The 15,329-nt window shown below is 69.5% G+C and carries 14 protein-coding genes; 7 read left to right on the forward strand and 7 right to left on the reverse strand.

Annotation, left to right across the window (positions count from 1 at the left end):
* Together ABZY89_RS10235 and ABZY89_RS10240 are read right to left on the reverse strand one after the other, a co-directional pair.
* A partial coding sequence (locus tag ABZY89_RS10235) for an iron-sulfur cluster assembly protein (protein WP_355226833.1) occupies positions 1-362 on the reverse strand: 362 nt, incomplete at its 3' end.
* Position 363: 1 nt separating this feature from the next.
* A complete protein-coding gene (locus ABZY89_RS10240) occupies positions 364-1,407 on the reverse strand; it encodes an amidohydrolase family protein (RefSeq protein ID WP_355226835.1) in 1,044 nt (347 codons plus the stop codon).
* Between the two features lie 153 nt (positions 1,408-1,560).
* Between ABZY89_RS10240 and ABZY89_RS10245 the strand changes: the two genes are divergently transcribed.
* The 3 genes from ABZY89_RS10245 to ABZY89_RS10255 all read left to right on the forward strand — a co-directional run bounded on the left by ABZY89_RS10245 (position 1,561) and on the right by ABZY89_RS10255 (position 6,877).
* Positions 1,561-3,033 (forward strand): GAF domain-containing protein, encoded by a 1,473-nt coding sequence (locus ABZY89_RS10245; RefSeq protein ID WP_355226837.1) that lies wholly within the window; start codon positions 1,561-1,563, stop codon positions 3,031-3,033.
* A 90-nt stretch (positions 3,034-3,123) separates the two neighbouring features.
* Positions 3,124-4,731, forward strand: coding sequence for a nitrate- and nitrite sensing domain-containing protein (locus ABZY89_RS10250; RefSeq protein WP_355226838.1), 1,608 nt, complete (start codon positions 3,124-3,126; stop codon positions 4,729-4,731).
* A gap of 82 nt (positions 4,732-4,813) precedes the next feature.
* Positions 4,814-6,877 carry a protein kinase gene (locus tag ABZY89_RS10255; RefSeq protein WP_355226840.1) on the forward strand — a complete coding sequence of 688 codons (2,064 nt, stop codon included), beginning with the start codon at positions 4,814-4,816 and terminating at the stop codon, positions 6,875-6,877.
* A 15-nt stretch (positions 6,878-6,892) separates the two neighbouring features.
* Here ABZY89_RS10255 and ABZY89_RS10260 read toward each other — a convergent pair whose 3' ends face one another.
* On the reverse strand, positions 6,893-7,717 hold the full coding sequence (locus ABZY89_RS10260) for a metal-dependent hydrolase (RefSeq protein WP_355226842.1): 825 nt from the start codon (positions 7,715-7,717) through the stop codon (positions 6,893-6,895).
* A 186-nt stretch (positions 7,718-7,903) separates the two neighbouring features.
* Here ABZY89_RS10260 and ABZY89_RS10265 point away from each other — a divergent pair, with 186 nt between their 5' ends.
* The 4 genes from ABZY89_RS10265 (at position 7,904) to ABZY89_RS10280 (ending at position 10,609) form a co-directional block, all read left to right on the forward strand.
* Entirely contained in the window at positions 7,904-8,206 is a 303-nt protein-coding gene (locus tag ABZY89_RS10265; protein ID WP_355021735.1) for a hypothetical protein, read from the forward strand.
* A 55-nt stretch (positions 8,207-8,261) separates the two neighbouring features.
* Positions 8,262-8,726: a glutathione peroxidase gene (locus tag ABZY89_RS10270; RefSeq protein ID WP_355226844.1), complete on the forward strand. Its 465-nt coding sequence runs from the start codon at positions 8,262-8,264 to the stop codon at positions 8,724-8,726.
* 119 nt (positions 8,727-8,845) lie between these two features.
* Positions 8,846-9,319, forward strand: a complete 474-nt coding sequence (locus tag ABZY89_RS10275; RefSeq protein WP_160025466.1) for a MarR family transcriptional regulator — start codon at positions 8,846-8,848, stop codon at positions 9,317-9,319.
* Positions 9,320-9,388: 69 nt separating this feature from the next.
* Complete coding sequence (locus ABZY89_RS10280; protein WP_355226846.1) at positions 9,389-10,609, forward strand: MFS transporter; 1,221 nt, start codon at positions 9,389-9,391, stop codon at positions 10,607-10,609.
* Between the two features lie 31 nt (positions 10,610-10,640).
* On the opposite strand, the gene ABZY89_RS10285 is transcribed toward ABZY89_RS10280, so the two are convergent.
* The 4 genes from ABZY89_RS10285 to ABZY89_RS10300 all read right to left on the reverse strand — a co-directional run bounded on the left by ABZY89_RS10285 (position 10,641) and on the right by ABZY89_RS10300 (position 15,276).
* Positions 10,641-12,464 (reverse strand): CocE/NonD family hydrolase, encoded by a 1,824-nt coding sequence (locus ABZY89_RS10285; RefSeq protein ID WP_355226848.1) that lies wholly within the window; start codon positions 12,462-12,464, stop codon positions 10,641-10,643.
* Between the two features lie 92 nt (positions 12,465-12,556).
* Positions 12,557-13,207 carry a CoA transferase subunit B gene (locus ABZY89_RS10290; protein ID WP_160025463.1) on the reverse strand — a complete coding sequence of 217 codons (651 nt, stop codon included), beginning with the start codon at positions 13,205-13,207 and terminating at the stop codon, positions 12,557-12,559.
* A gap of 3 nt (positions 13,208-13,210) precedes the next feature.
* Complete coding sequence (locus ABZY89_RS10295) at positions 13,211-13,999, reverse strand: CoA transferase subunit A (RefSeq protein WP_160025462.1); 789 nt, start codon at positions 13,997-13,999, stop codon at positions 13,211-13,213.
* A gap of 50 nt (positions 14,000-14,049) precedes the next feature.
* Entirely contained in the window at positions 14,050-15,276 is a 1,227-nt protein-coding gene (locus ABZY89_RS10300) for an acetyl-CoA C-acetyltransferase (protein ID WP_355226850.1), read from the reverse strand.
* Between the last annotated feature and the right edge of the window lie 53 nt (positions 15,277-15,329).

Below are 15,329 nucleotides of genomic sequence, written 5' to 3' on the forward strand. Positions count from 1 at the left end.
GGATCCTGCAGGGGATCGGCGTCGGCGGTGAGTACGGCGGCGCGGTGCTGCTGGCCACCGAGTACGCACCGGCCGGGCGCCGCGAGCTCGACGACCACCTGGTCGGTCCACGGCAGCGCGGTCAGCGCGTCCTTGGTGTCGCTCGCCATCAGGTAGGCGAAGTTGGGCGAGCAGAACGACGTCGGCAGCCGGAGGTGGGCCTCGACCCTGGCCGTCTCGCCGTCCGACGAGGTCGGGGAGACGGTCAGCGACCTGACGAAGCCGAGGTCGGTGATGGGCTCGTCGAGCTCGGGGTCGACGACGGCGTGGAGCGCGGCGTACGCCTCCGCGGCGCGGGTGCTCTCCGGGGTCAGCAGCGACATGTCACACCGCCGCGAGGTCGGCCCGCTCGGGCTCACGGGGACCTGTCGCGGTCTCGTCCGCCTCGGGCAGCCGCAGCTCGGCGGGCACCTCGATGTCGTACATCTTCGCGGCGTTGAGGCCCAGGATCTTCTTCTTCTGCGCGACGGTGAGCGGGGCGTACTCGGTCATGTCCTCCGGGATCTGGAAGTCGACGAACCGCTCGATCAGCCACTTCGGCGTCCAGATCGCATAGTCGGAGGAGAACTGGATCCGGTCCTCGCCGATCCAGTAGACGAGCTCGCCGAGGATCTGCGCGAAGTAGCGCGGCCGGGTGTGGATGAACGGCATCGCGACCGCGAGCCCGCCGTGCACGTTGGGCTCCTGGGTGGCGATCCAGCAGAAGTCCTCCAGCCGTGGCAGGCCGACGTGCTCGACGATGAAGTTGAGGTCGGTGAAGTCGCTGGCGACGTGGTCGACGTCGGCGACGTCGAACGCGTCGCGGTCCAGCGGCCGGATCGTCGGGCCCTTGTGGATGTGGATGTTGGTGATCCCGAGCTCGCGGCAGGCCTCGAAGTAGCGGTACGCCCACGGGTCGGTCAGCTTCCAGCCGCGCGACTCCCCGTGCCACTCGGCGGTGTAGAGCTTCACGCCCTTGAGCCCGAACCGCTCGGCGTCGGCATGGAGCTGTTCGAGTCCGGCCTCGCCGTTGCGTGGGTCGAAGTGGTGGTTGTACGTCAGCTTGTCGGGGTGCTTCGCGGCCAGCTGCGAGGCTTCCTCGGTCTGCCCGAACCCGTTCGTGTAGAACTCGCCCAGGTGGGCCGGCTGGAAGATCGCGTGGTCGACGTAGCCGACCTCGAACAGGTCGTGCATCAGCCGCTCGCCGCCCTGGTAGAGGTAGTCCTCGTAGGACCAGTGCTCCGACTCGGGGGAGAGGTTGCGGTGATAGTCGTAGAAGCAGTCGATGAACTGCTTGCCGTGGATGTTGCGCTGGTTCTCCGGACGGGCGTCCCAGAGCGCGACGTGGGCGTCGACGATGAAGTACGACTCGTTGTTCCTGGTGTACATCGGTTCCTCCGATCTGTGGCTTTCGTCACAGGACGCTAGGGCGGCCGCGACTCGCAGATCAGGGGTGTGGCGTCTCAATGTGAGATCTCGACCGTCTCAATCTGAGACGCTGCCCGGCTGTCTCCACCGGCCGGCGGATGTAACGTCGATCACATGACAGGGCGTCATCCGATCGCGCAGCGCACCGCGGCCGTCGACGCGTCGGCACTGGCGCCACGCGTACGCGCCTCCTGGCAGCGCAGCCAGGAGTACGGGGTCTCCGTCGAGGAGGTCGACCCGGTCTTCTCCGGCGCCTACGACCAGGAGTCGCTCTTCTTCCAGTGCGGCCAGGAGGTGCTCGACGACCTCCACCGGACGCTCGTCGGCGAGCCGGTCAGCCTGATGCTCACCGACCCCGTCGGCCTGGTGCTCAACCGGCTGAGCGGCGACCAGCAGCTCCTCCGGGACCTCGACGCCGTCCACCTGGCGCCGGGGTTCAGCTACGCCGAGCGCGCGGCGGGCACCAACGGGCTCGGTCTCGCGCTGGCCGACCGGACACCGACCGTGGTCCGGGCCGAGGAGCACTACTCGCTCTCGCTGTGCAGCTACACCTGTGCCGCCGCGCCGGTGATCGACCCGATCAGCGGACGCCTGGAGGGCAGCGTCAACCTGACCACCTGGTCGGAGTCGTCCCACGACCTGCTGCTCGCCCTGGCCCAGTCGGCCGCCAGCAACACCGCGTCCCTCATGCTCGCCCGCGCCCACGGCCGCTTCCCGCGACCGGCTCCGCGCGGCGAGGTGTTCCGGGTCGAGGCGCCCCGGCTGGAGCCGGGCGCCGGCAGCCTCCGTGACCTCTCCTCCGCCTGGTGCGAGGCGCTGGGCAGCGTGCGGGACGCGCTCCGGGTCGGCCGGCGGGTCGCCGTGGTCGGGGAGCCCGGGGTGGGGCGTACGACCCTGGTTGCCCAGGCGTTCCGCGACCTGAGGCCACGCGACCGGATCCTGGCGGCCTCCGCCCCGGAGCCGGCCGACGCCGAGGCCTGGCTGTCGCTGTGGACGCCGGAGCTCGCCAAGCAGGACACCGCCGTGGTCGTACGCGACGTGAACATGCTTCCGGCCTGGGTGGCCGAGCGGCTGCACGCCCTTCTCGTCGAGGCGGCGCCAGGGGCCGTCGCCGGCGTGCCGTTCGCGATGACCGCCGAGACCTTCGACGGCATCCCTGCGGCCCTGGCCGATCTCGTCGACACCGTGGTCGAGGTGCCGCCGCTGCGGGAGCGGCCCGAGGACGTACTTCCGCTGGCGCATCGGGTGGGGCTGCGGGTGCGGGGCCGGGAGATCGCGCTGACGCTGGCCGCAGAGCGCGCGCTGCACGACCACGGTTGGCCGGGCAACGTCGCCGAGCTCGTCCATGTCGTCCAGCGGGCCGTGAGCGCAGGTGACCTGATCGACCTGCGTCACCTTCCGGCCGACGTACTCTCCGACACCAAGCGGCCGTTGTCTCGCATCGATGCCTTCGAACGGGGCGAGATCGTCCGCGTCCTGACCCGTCCGGGGATCACCATGCAGGAAGCGGCCGCGGAGCTCGGGATGTCGCGCGCCACCGTCTACCGGAAGGTGCAGCAGTACGGGATCAGGCTTCGGCCGGGCTAGTCCGCGGGGGAGTCGAACTCTTGGCCAAGTCCAGGAAAACTCTCGGTTGAGGCCGGGGCGTCAGGGGTGCTCACCAAGGACTATGGACCCATGCGTATCCGTCCCCCACGCGCCGGTCGCCAGCATTTGAACCATCTGACCGGACAGGGCGGACCCGCTCTGAGCGGTCAGAATCTTGCCGGCCGGCTTGTCGAGCAGCACCCGTTCTCCCCTGATGAGGCCTCGAGCATCGTGGCGCAGGTCGCGCGCCTCCTCGCCTCGGGCCACGCCGCCGGGCAGGTGCACGGAGACATCAGACCGGCCACCATCGGGTACGCCCCCGACGGCCGGATCGCACTGCTCGGTGCGCCCGCGCCCCGCGGCGGGGAGGGCCTGCCGTACATGTCCCCCGAGCAGATCGACCGCCGGCGGATCGGCCCGGCGAGCGACGTCTACTCCCTCGGCGCCGTGTTCTTCGAGCTGCTCGCCGGCCGCCCGCCGTACGCCGGACTCGAGCCCGAGCGGGTCGGCACGCTGGTGACCGTGCCCGGACACCTCGATGGCATCACGACCGCCATGCTCGACCCGGACCCGGCCAAGCGTCCTCGGGCCGACGAGGTGGCGACGGTGCTCGAGAGCGGCGTCGCTCCGCCGCCGAAGCGGATCGTACGTCCGCCCGACATCAGGGGCCCGCGGCTCTCGCCCACGCTGCTGGGTGTGCTGATGGTCCTGGTCCTGCCGGGGCTCGTCTTCGGCGGTTGGGGCATGCTCCGGGCCGGCGACACGACGTCGAACGTCGGCAGCGCCGCACCGCTGGCCAACATCTTGCCGACCAGCTTCCAGCTCGCCTTCGACCTCTCGATCGAGCGCGACGCGCTCCGGACCGACGCGGCGCTGACCGAGGACTTCCTCCAGATCACCGACCGGTCCATCGAGGCCTGGACCGCCGAGGTCGCGAAGCTGGACACCGCCGGCGATCCGGGTCTGCGCCGGCGTACGGAGAGGTCCGCGGCTGCCCTCGAGCGGCTCTCGGACATCCGCGCGGCCGCCCGGGCGGGGAACAGGGCCGGCAAGCTGGCGGCCGTCGAGCTGTACACGAACGCGGTCAACGGGCTCTTCGACCTCGCCGCCGAGCTGCCCTCGTTCCGGGACCACGAGCTGGCCGAGCAGGCCCGGAACCTCGAGCTGATCGGCTCCGTCTCGGAGGTGCTCGGATTCGAGCGGAGGATCATGGCGAACGCCTTGCGGAACGAGCGGATCAGCGCCCAGGGCATCGCCGACCTCAGCGCGGCCCAGGACTCCTGGGCGACCCACTCGGAGTCGATCTACACCCGCGCCGATGCCGCGACGCGCCAGCGGCTCGACAGGATCTCGGGCCGGTCGTTCGAGTTCGGGTCCTACGCGGTCTCGTCCCAGCGTGCTGTCATCCGGGTGCTCAACGCCCGTGACGTCGAGGACGTCGTCAGGCAGCTGGAGGACAGCGCCGACGGCAGGTCCGTGGAACAGCTCTGGCTGGCCGATGCCGCCAGCTACGTCCAGGACCTCAAGGAGGTGGTCGTCGACGCCGCCGGTCGGCTCGCCGACGACATCGAGCGCGAGCACAGGGACGCCCAGAACCAGACGATCGCCTGGGGAGTCTTCACCGGCATCGTGCTCGCGGTGCTCGCCGGGCTCGGCGTCGCGCTGCTCCGTGCGCGAGGGCGATCAGTTGATGCGTAAACCGGCGACAATAGCAAAGATCGGCGGATTTCATCGGTGCGTACACGAGACGCACGGGGTGTGAGTCCGACAACATATGCGCATGCGAACGCGCCCCCCGATCGCAGGCCGGTACCGCCTGCACCGACTGCTTGGCCGCGGCGGGATGGGCGAGGTCTGGCAGGCGGCCGACATCAGGCTCGAACGCTGGGTCGCCGTGAAGGTCGTGGAGACCTCTGCCGACCCCAAGGTGACCGAGCGCTTCCGGCGTGAGGCGCTCTCGACGACGGCGGCCAGCCACCCCGGCACGGTGCAGGTGCACGATGTCGGGGTCGAGCAGACCGAGTACGGCAGCATCGTCTACCTCGTCATGGAGCTGCTTCCCGGCCCGACGCTGGCCGACCGCCTGGAGAAGCAGGGACGGTTCACCGTCGAGGAGGCGAGCGAGGCGATGGTCCAGGTCGCGCGTACGCTCACCGCGGTCCACTCCTCCGGGATCATCCATCGCGACATCAAGCCGTCCAACCTCGTCTACGACGGCGACGGCCGTATTCGGGTGCTCGACTTCGGCATCGCTCAGCTGGCCAGCCACCAGGCCGAACGGCTCACCTCGACCCGCCACGTGATGGGGAGCCTGCCCTACATCTCGCCCGAGCAGGCCGCCGACAACGTGGTCGGCCCACCGAGCGACATCTACGCGCTCGGCTGCGTGTACTTCGAGCTGCTCACCGGACGCGCCCCGTACGCCGGTTCCGAGCCGGTCTCGATGATCTACCAGCACGTGACCGCGCCGGTCCCGCACGTCAACGACGTGGTCACCGTGCCGTCCCATGTCGACGATTTCGTGGCGTCGATGATGGACAAGGACCCCTCCCGGCGGCCCACCGCGGGCGAGGTCGTCGCCTTCGCGCGCCGGCCCGAGGTCGTGCCCCCGGTTCCGGTCGGCAGCCGCGAGCTGCCCGCCGGGCTCAAGCCCCTGGCGCTCCCGTCGTCCTCGTCTTCGTCTTCGGGCTCCTCGGTTTCCTCGGCCGCCTCGGTCTCGTCGGTGACGGCGGTCGCCGGCGTGGTCGAGTCGGCGCAGCGTACGCCTCGGTCCCATGCCGCCCCGAAGCCGAGGTTCCTCCGCACCCGGGTGCTCGGCGTGCTGCTGGTCCCGGTGCTGATCGCCCTGGTCCTCGGCGGGCTGACCTTCGCCGATGCGCTCGACGAGCGTGCCGTCTCCAGTCGCGCGGTGATGATCGCCGGAGCGCTCCCGGAGAGCTACGAGCTCGGGATGGACCTCATCTTCGAGCGGGACGCGTTGGGCTCCGACCAGGTCCCGGACGCGGTCCGGCAGGCCTATCGGCAGGTGACCGACGACTCGATCAAGGCGTGGCACGACGACATCACCAAGGTCGACCTCGCCGACACCCCGAGCCTGCGGGAGCGCGTCGAGCGCACCTATACGGTCCTCAAGAGCATCGACGCCTACCGCGCCGACCTCGAGGACGGCGACAAGGCGAGCACGGAGGCGGCGGTCGCCGCCTACACCGACACCGCCTACGAGCTGCTCGACTTCGCAACCGAGATGCCCAACATCCGCAACGAGAACATCTACAAGCAGGTCACCAACCTCAAGTACGTCAGGTCGGCGTCCGAGTCGCTGGGGATCGAGCGCACGGTGATGGTGCCCGCGCTCATGAGCGGGAAGATCGACGAGGAGTCGATGGAGGCGATGAGCGAGGCGCGTACGTCCTGGCAGCTCACCTCGCGCTCGTTCTACGGCGACGCCCCGAAGGCCACCCAGAAGGCGCTGGACAAGATCTCGGACGGTACCTTTGCCGACGGATCCCGTGGCCTGGTGTCGCAGAACGCGGTCGTCCAGGTCATCAACGACGGCTCCCTCGCCGGCGCGGTCCGGGACCTGGAGTCCCATGCCCCGGGGCGGCCGGCCGCGCAGGTCTGGTCCGAGGACATGACCCGCTTCATCCAGCTCCTCAAGGACACCATCGTGTCGATGACGCTGATCGTCTCCGACGATGTCGGTGAGGAGCACCGCGGCATCCAGACGAAGGTCGTCCTGAGCGGGGTGCTAGCCGTCGCCGCGCTCCTCGCCGCGATCGCGCTGCTGGCCGGGATGTACCTCGTCCGCCCGCTCCGCGGGCGCCGGCGGTCCGTCGAGAGCTGAGCGGCGAGACGTCGGTCAGACGAGGGTGCTGAGGCTCGAGACGAGTGCTTCCCAGCGGCTGTCGACGTCGAAGCCCATCTGGCTCAGCAGCGCCCAGCCGAAGCCGACGACGGCGTAGAGGCTGATCGGGGTCATCACGACCCACTCCCGGATGGAGCCGGCGTCGCCGAGGATCGGCAGGGCGAAGTGCCCGCCCCGGGTCCACATGTTGTCGAACGGCAGCCACTTGTTGCGCCGGACCCACCTCGGCGGTTTCGGCGCGATCGGCCAGAAGAGCGGGATCCCCATCGTGGTCACGAAGTCGCCGAGCAGGTGCACGACGCAGCCGAGGGCAACGGAGAAGGGCATCCACCACCACTCCTCGGGGGCGAAGATGGCGATCACCGCCGCCAGCGCCACCGCCGGGATCCATGGCCAGTGGACGCCCTTGCGGGTCAGCTTCAGCGCGTCCATGGCGAAGGCGACCAGAAGGACGCACATGATGCCCGGGCCGATCAGGACGCTGCCGAAACGTTCGGTCTCGAGCGAGAGCTTCCCCGCGCCCCAGGCGAGTCCGGTGAAGGCGAGTACGCCGAGGATCGAGTGAGTGCCGTTGCGGTGGCCGCCGGAGACCTGTCCGACGATCTTGGTCAAGCCTTCGGAGACCGGTGGCAGCGAGTGGGCGATCGTGCCGTTGTGGTGGTCCGCGTCCGGAAGCAGCGCGGCGCCGGCACACACCAGAGTGCCGGTCATCACGCCTATGTCCGAGACGCCCGGGTACCACCCGAACGCGATCGGTGCCGACGATGTCACTGCGATCCACGCGGCAGCCCCAGAGGCCGCGTGATGCCCGCCCATCATGTGAAGTTGTGTCCCTCTCCAGTGTTCCCCCGCTGAATGACCGCGGACGAACGTACATGTCCTCGTGCCGCTTCGCGTGCGTCGGGGTGGTGTGTCTGGTGACGAGATTCGAATCACTGTTCGAGGGCTGATCCGAGGCGTGAAAGGGGTGCGGTCGGAGCGGCAACCTGAATAGGATGCCCGGTCATGACGACTCCCGGCACCCACGGCAGTGCTCGCCGTGCGCCGTGGACGTTCGAGACCAGTCGGTGCGCCGCGACGGTGACCCCTGAGGCGATCGAGTTCCGGTTCATGGTCACCGCGCCCGACGGCTCGCTCAGCGAGATGCTCCTCTCGGTGGGCCGCCACGACATGCCGACGCTGCTCGAGGAGATCGCCTTCGAGATGCCCGAGGCGCTGGAATGGATGTCGGCCGCGATCATGACGGTCGCGCGGGACCGGCGCCTGGCCGAGGAGGCCTCGTCGGTTCCGCACCAGCGCGGGGCATAACCTCGGGCCGAGCAAGGTTGTCCCCCTGCACCGCAACTCGATCGAGGAGAGACCCGTGACCACCACGTACGACTTCGAAGTGACCGCCGCTGATGGCAGCACCGTCTCGCTCAGCGACTACAAGGGCAAGCTGCTGCTGATCGTCAACGTAGCCAGCAAGTGCGGTCTGACGCCGCAGTACGAGGGCCTCGAGGCGCTCTATCGCGCCACCAGCGACTCCGGCGTCGAGGTCATCGGGTTCCCGTGCAACCAATTCATGGGTCAGGAGCCCGGCACCGACGAGGAGATCCAGGAGTTCTGCAAGACGACCTACGACGTGACGTTCCCGGTCCTCTCCAAGGTCGATGTCAACGGGGAGAACTCGGCTCCGCTCTACGAGTTCCTGCGTGCCGAGGCGCCGGGCGACATCCAGTGGAACTTCACCAAGTTCCTCATCGGTCGCGAGGGCGAGGTCGTCAAGCGCTACGAGCCGCAGGTGACGCCCGAGGAGATCCAGGCGGACCTCGCGCAGTATCTCTGAGTCTCTGAGGCGATGCCGGACGGCGCTCGATCCCGATGTCTGCGGGGTCGGGCGCCGTTTGGGTTAGATAGTTGGTCAGAAGATAGTTCGGTATCGGATGGTTCGTTAAGATCTAGTTCATGACCGGACCGCGTATCGACCTGCTGTTCCTGCTCAACCAGTCCGCGCACGCCTTCGCAGCCCAGGTCGGCGAGGCGCTGGCCGACCTGGAGCTCTCGGTGCGGGAGTACTGCGTGCTGATGAAGGCCGCGGAGGGGGAGTACACCCAGAACGCCGTGGCCGAGATGGCGATGCTGGACAAGACCACGATGGTCACCACCCTCGACAACCTCGAGCGCCGCGGCCTGGCCGAGCGACGGGTCTCGACGACCGACCGCCGTGCTCGCATCGTCGCGCTCACGCCGGCCGGCGTGAAGGCGCTCGAGGAGGCCTCGAAGGCCTACAACGCGACCGTCGCCAAGGCGCTCGAAGGGCTGGCCCCGAGCGAGGGTGAGGCGTTCATCGAGGCGCTGCAGCACCTCGTCGAGGGGCCGTGGGCGACGCCGTCGCACACGATGACGCTGCGGCGTCGCGCGCCTGCCTCGTCCCGCTAGAGATGGGTTCACAACTGAATATCCCGAAATAGATTGTTTCATAACAAACAATCTTCTATGGTCGTATCTATGACGACCAAGACAGTCGCGCTCGCGACCCTCGCAGCCACTCAGCTGATGGTGATCCTCGACGGCACGGTCGTGACCGTCGCCCTTCCCGCAATCCGCGACGACCTGGGCTTCGGCGACGCTTCGCTGTCCTGGGTCGTCAACGGCTTCCTGCTCGCCTTCGCGCTCGTCCTGCTCCCAGCGGGCCGCGCCGGTGACGCGTTCGGCACCCGCCCGGTCTTCCTCGCCGGGCTGAGCATCTTCACGCTCGCCTCGGCATGGTGCGGCATCGCCTGGGACCCGATCTCTCTGGTCCTTGCGCGATTCGTCCAAGGCCTCGGCGGCGGCATCGCCTCGGCCGTGGTGCTCGGCATGATCGCCGGCCTCTACGCCGAGCCCCGCGAGCGCCTCCGCGCCTTCGCAGTGCTGGCCTTCGTCGGCTCGATCGGTGCGTCGGTGGGGACGGTCCTGGGTGGCGTACTCACCGACGTCGCTTCCTGGCGCTGGGCCTTCCTGATCAACGTGCCGTTCGGGATCATCGCCCTGATCGTCGCGCTCCGCGCGGTGGAGGGTACGCCGCCGACCGGTGCCAAGGGCGGCCTGCTCCCGCGCGGCCTGTTCGCCCAGCGCAGGTTCACGCTCGCGAACCTGATCCTGCTGACCCTGACCTTCGGCGGGTTCACGTTCCAGTTCGTCACGACGCTCTACCTGCAGGACGTCCTCGGCTTCGGAGCACTCTCGACCGGCCTGGCGTTCCTTCCGGTCACCTTGGTGATCGCCATCGCCACCCTCGGCTTCAGTGCCACGCTCGCCGAACGGTTCGGGTCCGAGCGCGTCCTGCTCGTCGGCGTGCTCGCCTTCGTCGCCGGCATGCTCTACCTGGTCCGTATCCCCGAAGCCGGCGGCTTCCCCCTCGACGTTCTCCCCGGCGCGGTCGTGATGGCCCTCGGCTTCGGCCTCGCGATGCCGCAGGTGACCGCGTTGGCGATGGGCGCGCTGGCGCCGGAGCACGCCGGGATCGGCTCCGGCCTGACCACGACCACCCAGCAGCTCGGCGGATTCCTCGGCACGCTGATCGCCGCCGGCCTGGTCACGACCGTCGGCTACGGCGCCGCCTACGCCTCGGCGGCGATCGCATTGGCCACCGGAGCCGCGGTCGCGGCGTACCTGCTCGTGGACGCGGCACGTGCCCGGGACCCGAAGGTCTCCGAGCGCGTGCCGGACGAAGCCGCCAGACTCTGACGTCTCGACGCCAGAATCTGACCCCTCGGCGCTACCTCCGGACCGGGAGGACCAGCGTCGAGGGGTTCGTCCTCGTGTGGTGGACCGTGACCACGCCGGCGATGCCGCGAACCAGTTGCTTCACGTTGGGCAGCAGGTGGGGGACGTCGTAGGAGTGGACGGTGACCCGGAGGCGGTGGCCCTTCTGGATCACCGCGCCGGTCGGGAAGACCTCGACGGGCACGCGATAGACCTGACCCGGCGTGACGGGCTGTTCGGCCTCACGGGTGAAGGGATGCCAGGGCTGGACGACCTGACCGTTCAGCGTCCGCGACTTCGACGCGGTGACGGCACGGTGGCGCAGGGTCTGCCAGCCGCCGGAGATCCGGTCGACGGACCCGTCGGGCGCGACGTCCTCGACCGAGACCGAGATCAGGCCGTCGGTGCCGGTCGTGGAGACGGACAGGTCGGCGTTGAGCGGACCGGAGAAGGCCAGGTCCGAGGTCGCCGGCGCGGTCTCGTAGGAGACCCCGAGCGCGTCGTTGATCCGGTTGTCGGTCTCGCAGCCGGGGATCGCGAGGGCGCCGGCGGTCCACTGCGCGGTGCTGCGCGAGCACAGCCCCTGCACCGGCAGGGGCACGATGGTGTCGCCGCCGACGGGCTTCAGGGCCGACCCGAGGGCGTACGCCTTGGCGCGGACCTCGCTCCCGAGCCACGACTGCATCGTGCGCCACTTCCCGGACCCGATCTCGTGGTAGGTCACCGGAGCGACGTCGCGGTCGAGCGTGGCGTCGGGCAGGCCCTTGAGGTGCGTGTCGAACCACCGCAGGGCCATCTCGCCCATGCTGTTGATGCCGCTGCCCTCCAGGCCGGCGCCCGTGGCCGCCTCGGCGTGCGTCCACGGTCCGATGAGCAGCTTGGTGTCCACGCCGTTCTTCTGCATCCGGTCGAAGAGCATGGGCGCGCCGCGCTGGAAGATGTCGTACTGCCCTGCCGTCACGAACGTCGGTACGTCGATCTCGTCGACCACGCTCAGCGGCGACCGCTTCCGGTAGAACGGCCCGTCGTAGCCGGCATCGCTGCCCATCACCGCGCTGACGAGCATCGGCACCTGGAACCCGAGCGCACCGCTGATGTGCTGGAGCAGCGTGGTCAGGGTGGCGTCTGGACGGGTCTGGTTGACGGCCGGCGGCACCAGGCCGGCGCCGGTGACCAGCCCGAACCACAGCGGGATGAACCCGGCGTCGATCTGGCCGCCGGAGGCGACGACGTCGCGGTAGACGTCGCCGGCCGGCACGATCGGGAACATCGCCTTCAGCCCGCGCGGGTGCTGAGCGGCGGTGAAGAACTGGTTGATCGCCATGTAGGACGGTCCCCACAGGCCGAGCTCGCCGTTGCTCCACGGGCGCTTCTTCGAGGTCGCCCAGTTGGCGACCTCGAGGCCGTCCTTCTGCTCGCGGTCGCCGAAGGCGTCCCACTGGCCCGCGGAGGAGCCGGTGCCGCGTACGTCGGTCTGGACGAAGACGTAGCCCCGCTGCACGAAGTAGTCCCCGCCGCTCCCGCCGGAGACGTTCTTGTTGTAGGGGTTCTGGGTCAGGATCACCGGAAACCGGCCCGGCGCCGCGGTCCCGTCCGCCTTCGCGGGACGGTGGACGTCGGCGCGCAGCACCACTCCGTCGGACATCGTCAGCTGGATGTCTTTCTCGACCGCTACGCCGTACGTCGCCGGGCGAGGCTTCCAAGCCCCGGGCCGCGCCTGGGGCGCCTGAGTGACCGCGGTCGCGGCAGAGGTGGCCGTGGCGGAGTGCGCCGGTGGCAGGAAGGTCGTGACCAGAGCCAGGAACGATACGAGGAATGCCAGTCTGCCGAGTTTCACGACTCACTCCAGGGGTGTGTTGGATGTCACACCTCGAACGACAGAGTGCAAACGCGAGTTACGTAACCGGTTCCGGGTTTTGAATAGTGAGACTAAGCAGTCACGGCGACGGTCTTGTCGACGACCGGCGCGCCCGTGGCCGCCACGACCTCGTCGTACGTCACCCCGGGAGCGAGCTCGACGAGCTCGAACGCAGCGCCCGCCACGTCGAGAACACCGAGGTCCGTGATGACCCGCTTCACGATCCCGCGACCGGTCAGCGGCAGGTCACAGGCCGAGAGCAGCTTGGGCGCACCCTTCTTGGTGACGTGCTCCATCAGCACGATCACCCGCCCGGCGCCGGAGACGAGGTCCATCGCGCCGCCCATGCCCTTGACCATCTGGCCGGGCACCATCCAGTTGGCGATGTCGCCGTTGGTCGAGACCTGCATCGCGCCCAGGACGGCGACGTCGATGTGGCCGCCGCGGATCATCGCGAACGAGGTCGCCGAGTCGAAGTAGGAAGCCCCCGCGAGCACCGTTACTGTCTGCTTGCCGGCGTTGATCAGGTCGGGGTCGACCTCGTCCTCGTAGGGGAACGGGCCCACGCCGAGGATGCCGTTCTCGGCGTGCAGCACGACCGTCGAGGTCTCCGGGATGTAGTCGGGGATCAGCGTCGGCAGGCCGATCCCGAGGTTGACGTAGTCGCCGTCCTGCAGCTCCTGCGCGGCGCGCGCGGCCATCTGGTTGCGGTCCCAAGCCATGACTCAGGCCTCCTGGTTCGTGGTCGGGCGCTCGCCGCGCGTCGTACGCTTCTCGATGTCCTTGCGCGCTGCTTGCTCGGGCGTCAGCGCGACGATCCGCTTCACGAAGATCCCCGGAAGGTGGACGTCGGCCGGGGCGATCTCACCGACCTCGACGACCTCCTCGGCCTCGACGACGGTCACCCGACCGGCCATCGCGGCCGGCACGTTGAAGTTGCGCGTGGAAGCGTTGAACTGGGCGTTGCCGGCCCGGTCGACGCGGGTCGCGCGGACCAGCGCGAAGTCGGTGATGATGCCCTCCTCGAGCACCATCTGCTTGCCGTGGAACTCGCGGACCTCCTTCGGCTCGGAGGCCTCGGCGATCGTTCCGTCGGGGTTGTAGCGGTAGGGCAGGCCGCCGTCGGAGACCATCGTGCCGACGCCGGTCGGGGTGTAGAAGGCGCCGATCCCGCTGCCGCCCGCGCGCATCCGCTCCGCGAGCGTGCCCTGCGGGGTGAGCTCGAGCGTGATCTCGCCGGCCAGGTACTGGCGGCCGAACTCCTTGTTCTCGCCGATGTAGCTCGCGATCACCCGGGAGATGCGGTGGTCGTCGAGCAGCAGCCCGAGCCCGGCACCGTCGACGCCGCAGTTGTTGGAGACCACCATCAGGTCGTCCGCACCCTGCTCGCGCAGCGCCTCGATCAGGAACCACGGGATTCCCACCAGCCCGAAGCCGCCCACGGCCAGGCTGGCTCCGCTGTGAATGTCGGCTACCGCCTCCGCGGCCGATCCGACCACCTTGTCCAGACCCATGTCTTCTCTGCTCTCTCGAAGGCTCTACTGAAATGAAGGGGGCGTACGCCTCAGCGCACCGACTCGAACACCGCGGCAAGCCCCTGCCCGCCACCGATGCACATCGTCTCCAGGACGTAGCGGGCCTCGCGCCGCTGCGCCTCGCGGGCGGCGGTGGCGAGGATGCGGGCGCCGGTGGCGCCGATCGGGTGGCCGAGCGAGATGCCCGAGCCGTTGGGGTTGAGCCGCTCGTCGGTGGCGTCGATCTTCCACTCGCGCAGGACGGCGAGGACCTGGGCGGCGAAGGCCTCGTTGAGCTCGATCAGGTCGATCTCGTCGAGGGTCAGCCCGGCCCGCGACAGCGCCGCCTTGCTGGAGAGGACGGGCCCGATGCCCATCCGCTCGGGTTCGCAGCCGGTGACGGCCCACGACTTGAGCGCCAGCAGCGGCGTCAGGCCGCGCTTCTCGGCCTCGGCGCGCGTGGTCACGATGCACATGGCGGCGCCGTCGTTCTGGCCGGACGCGTTGCCGGCGGTGACGGTCGACTCCTCGTCGACCTTCAGCCGGATCGGGCGCAGCGAGGCGAGCTTCTCCAGGGAGATGTCGGCGCGCGGGTGCTCGTCGCGGTCGACGACGACATCGGGCTTGCGACGGCCGCCGGGGACGGTCACCGGAACGAGCTCGTCGGCGAACTTGCCGGCCTCGTGGGCGGCGACGGCACGCTGGTTGGAGCGCAGCGCGAGCTCGTCCTGCTCCTCGCGCCCGATGCCGTACTCGCGGCGCAGGTTCTCGGCGGTCTCGATCATGCCGCCGGGGATCGGGTGGTCCTTGCCGCCCGCGGTCTCGCGCGCTCGGTCGAGCCGGTCGAGCAGCTCGATGCCGCCCTGCTTCACGCCGCCGCGCAGCCCGAGCGCGTAGTGCTCGACGTTGGACATCGACTCCGCACCGCCGGCCACGACGAGGTTCGCGGCACCGGTGGCGACCGAGCCCGCGGCGTACAGGATCGCCTGAAGGCCCGAACCGCAGCGACGGTCGATCTGGAGGCCAGGGACGCCGTTGCCGAGCCCGGCGTCCAGGGCGGCGATGCGGCCGATCGCAGGGTTCTCGCCGCTCGCGTAGCCGTTGCCGAGGATGACATCGTCGACGTCGCCCTCCTGGAGGCCGGTGCGCTCGACCAGCTCGCGCAGGACCGTCGTGGCGAGGTCGGTCGCGGTCAGCGGCGCCAGGGCGCCGAGGAACCGGCCGACCGGGGTGCGGAGGGGCTCGCAGATGACGATGTCGTTGGCGGAGCTGCTCATGCCGTCGACGGTACGCGCGCAGTCATGACTTGAGAAGTACTCATTTGGCGTCG

Origin of the sequence: Nocardioides sp. NPDC006303 (assembly GCF_040613175.1) — a bacterium.
Lineage (GTDB): Bacteria > Actinomycetota > Actinomycetes > Propionibacteriales > Nocardioidaceae > Nocardioides.

Bases quoted from the DNA above. Each gene is read 5' to 3' on its own strand.
- ABZY89_RS10295 (WP_160025462.1), bottom strand. From the start codon at position 13,999: ATGGGTCTGGACAAGGTGGTCGGATCGGCCGCGGAGGCGGTAGCCGAC.
- ABZY89_RS10260 (WP_355226842.1), bottom strand. From the start codon at position 7,717: ATGATGGGCGGGCATCACGCGGCCTCTGGGGCTGCCGCGTGGATCGCA.
- ABZY89_RS10255 (WP_355226840.1), top strand. From the start codon at position 4,814: ATGCGAACGCGCCCCCCGATCGCAGGCCGGTACCGCCTGCACCGACTG.
- ABZY89_RS10275 (WP_160025466.1), top strand. From the start codon at position 8,846: ATGACCGGACCGCGTATCGACCTGCTGTTCCTGCTCAACCAGTCCGCG.
- ABZY89_RS10245 (WP_355226837.1), top strand. From the start codon at position 1,561: ATGACAGGGCGTCATCCGATCGCGCAGCGCACCGCGGCCGTCGACGCG.
- ABZY89_RS10240 (WP_355226835.1), bottom strand. From the start codon at position 1,407: ATGTACACCAGGAACAACGAGTCGTACTTCATCGTCGACGCCCACGTC.
- ABZY89_RS10280 (WP_355226846.1), top strand. From the start codon at position 9,389: ATGACGACCAAGACAGTCGCGCTCGCGACCCTCGCAGCCACTCAGCTG.
- ABZY89_RS10250 (WP_355226838.1), top strand. From the start codon at position 3,124: ATGCGTATCCGTCCCCCACGCGCCGGTCGCCAGCATTTGAACCATCTG.
- ABZY89_RS10290 (WP_160025463.1), bottom strand. From the start codon at position 13,207: ATGGCTTGGGACCGCAACCAGATGGCCGCGCGCGCCGCGCAGGAGCTG.
- ABZY89_RS10265 (WP_355021735.1), top strand. From the start codon at position 7,904: ATGACGACTCCCGGCACCCACGGCAGTGCTCGCCGTGCGCCGTGGACG.
- ABZY89_RS10300 (WP_355226850.1), bottom strand. From the start codon at position 15,276: ATGAGCAGCTCCGCCAACGACATCGTCATCTGCGAGCCCCTCCGCACC.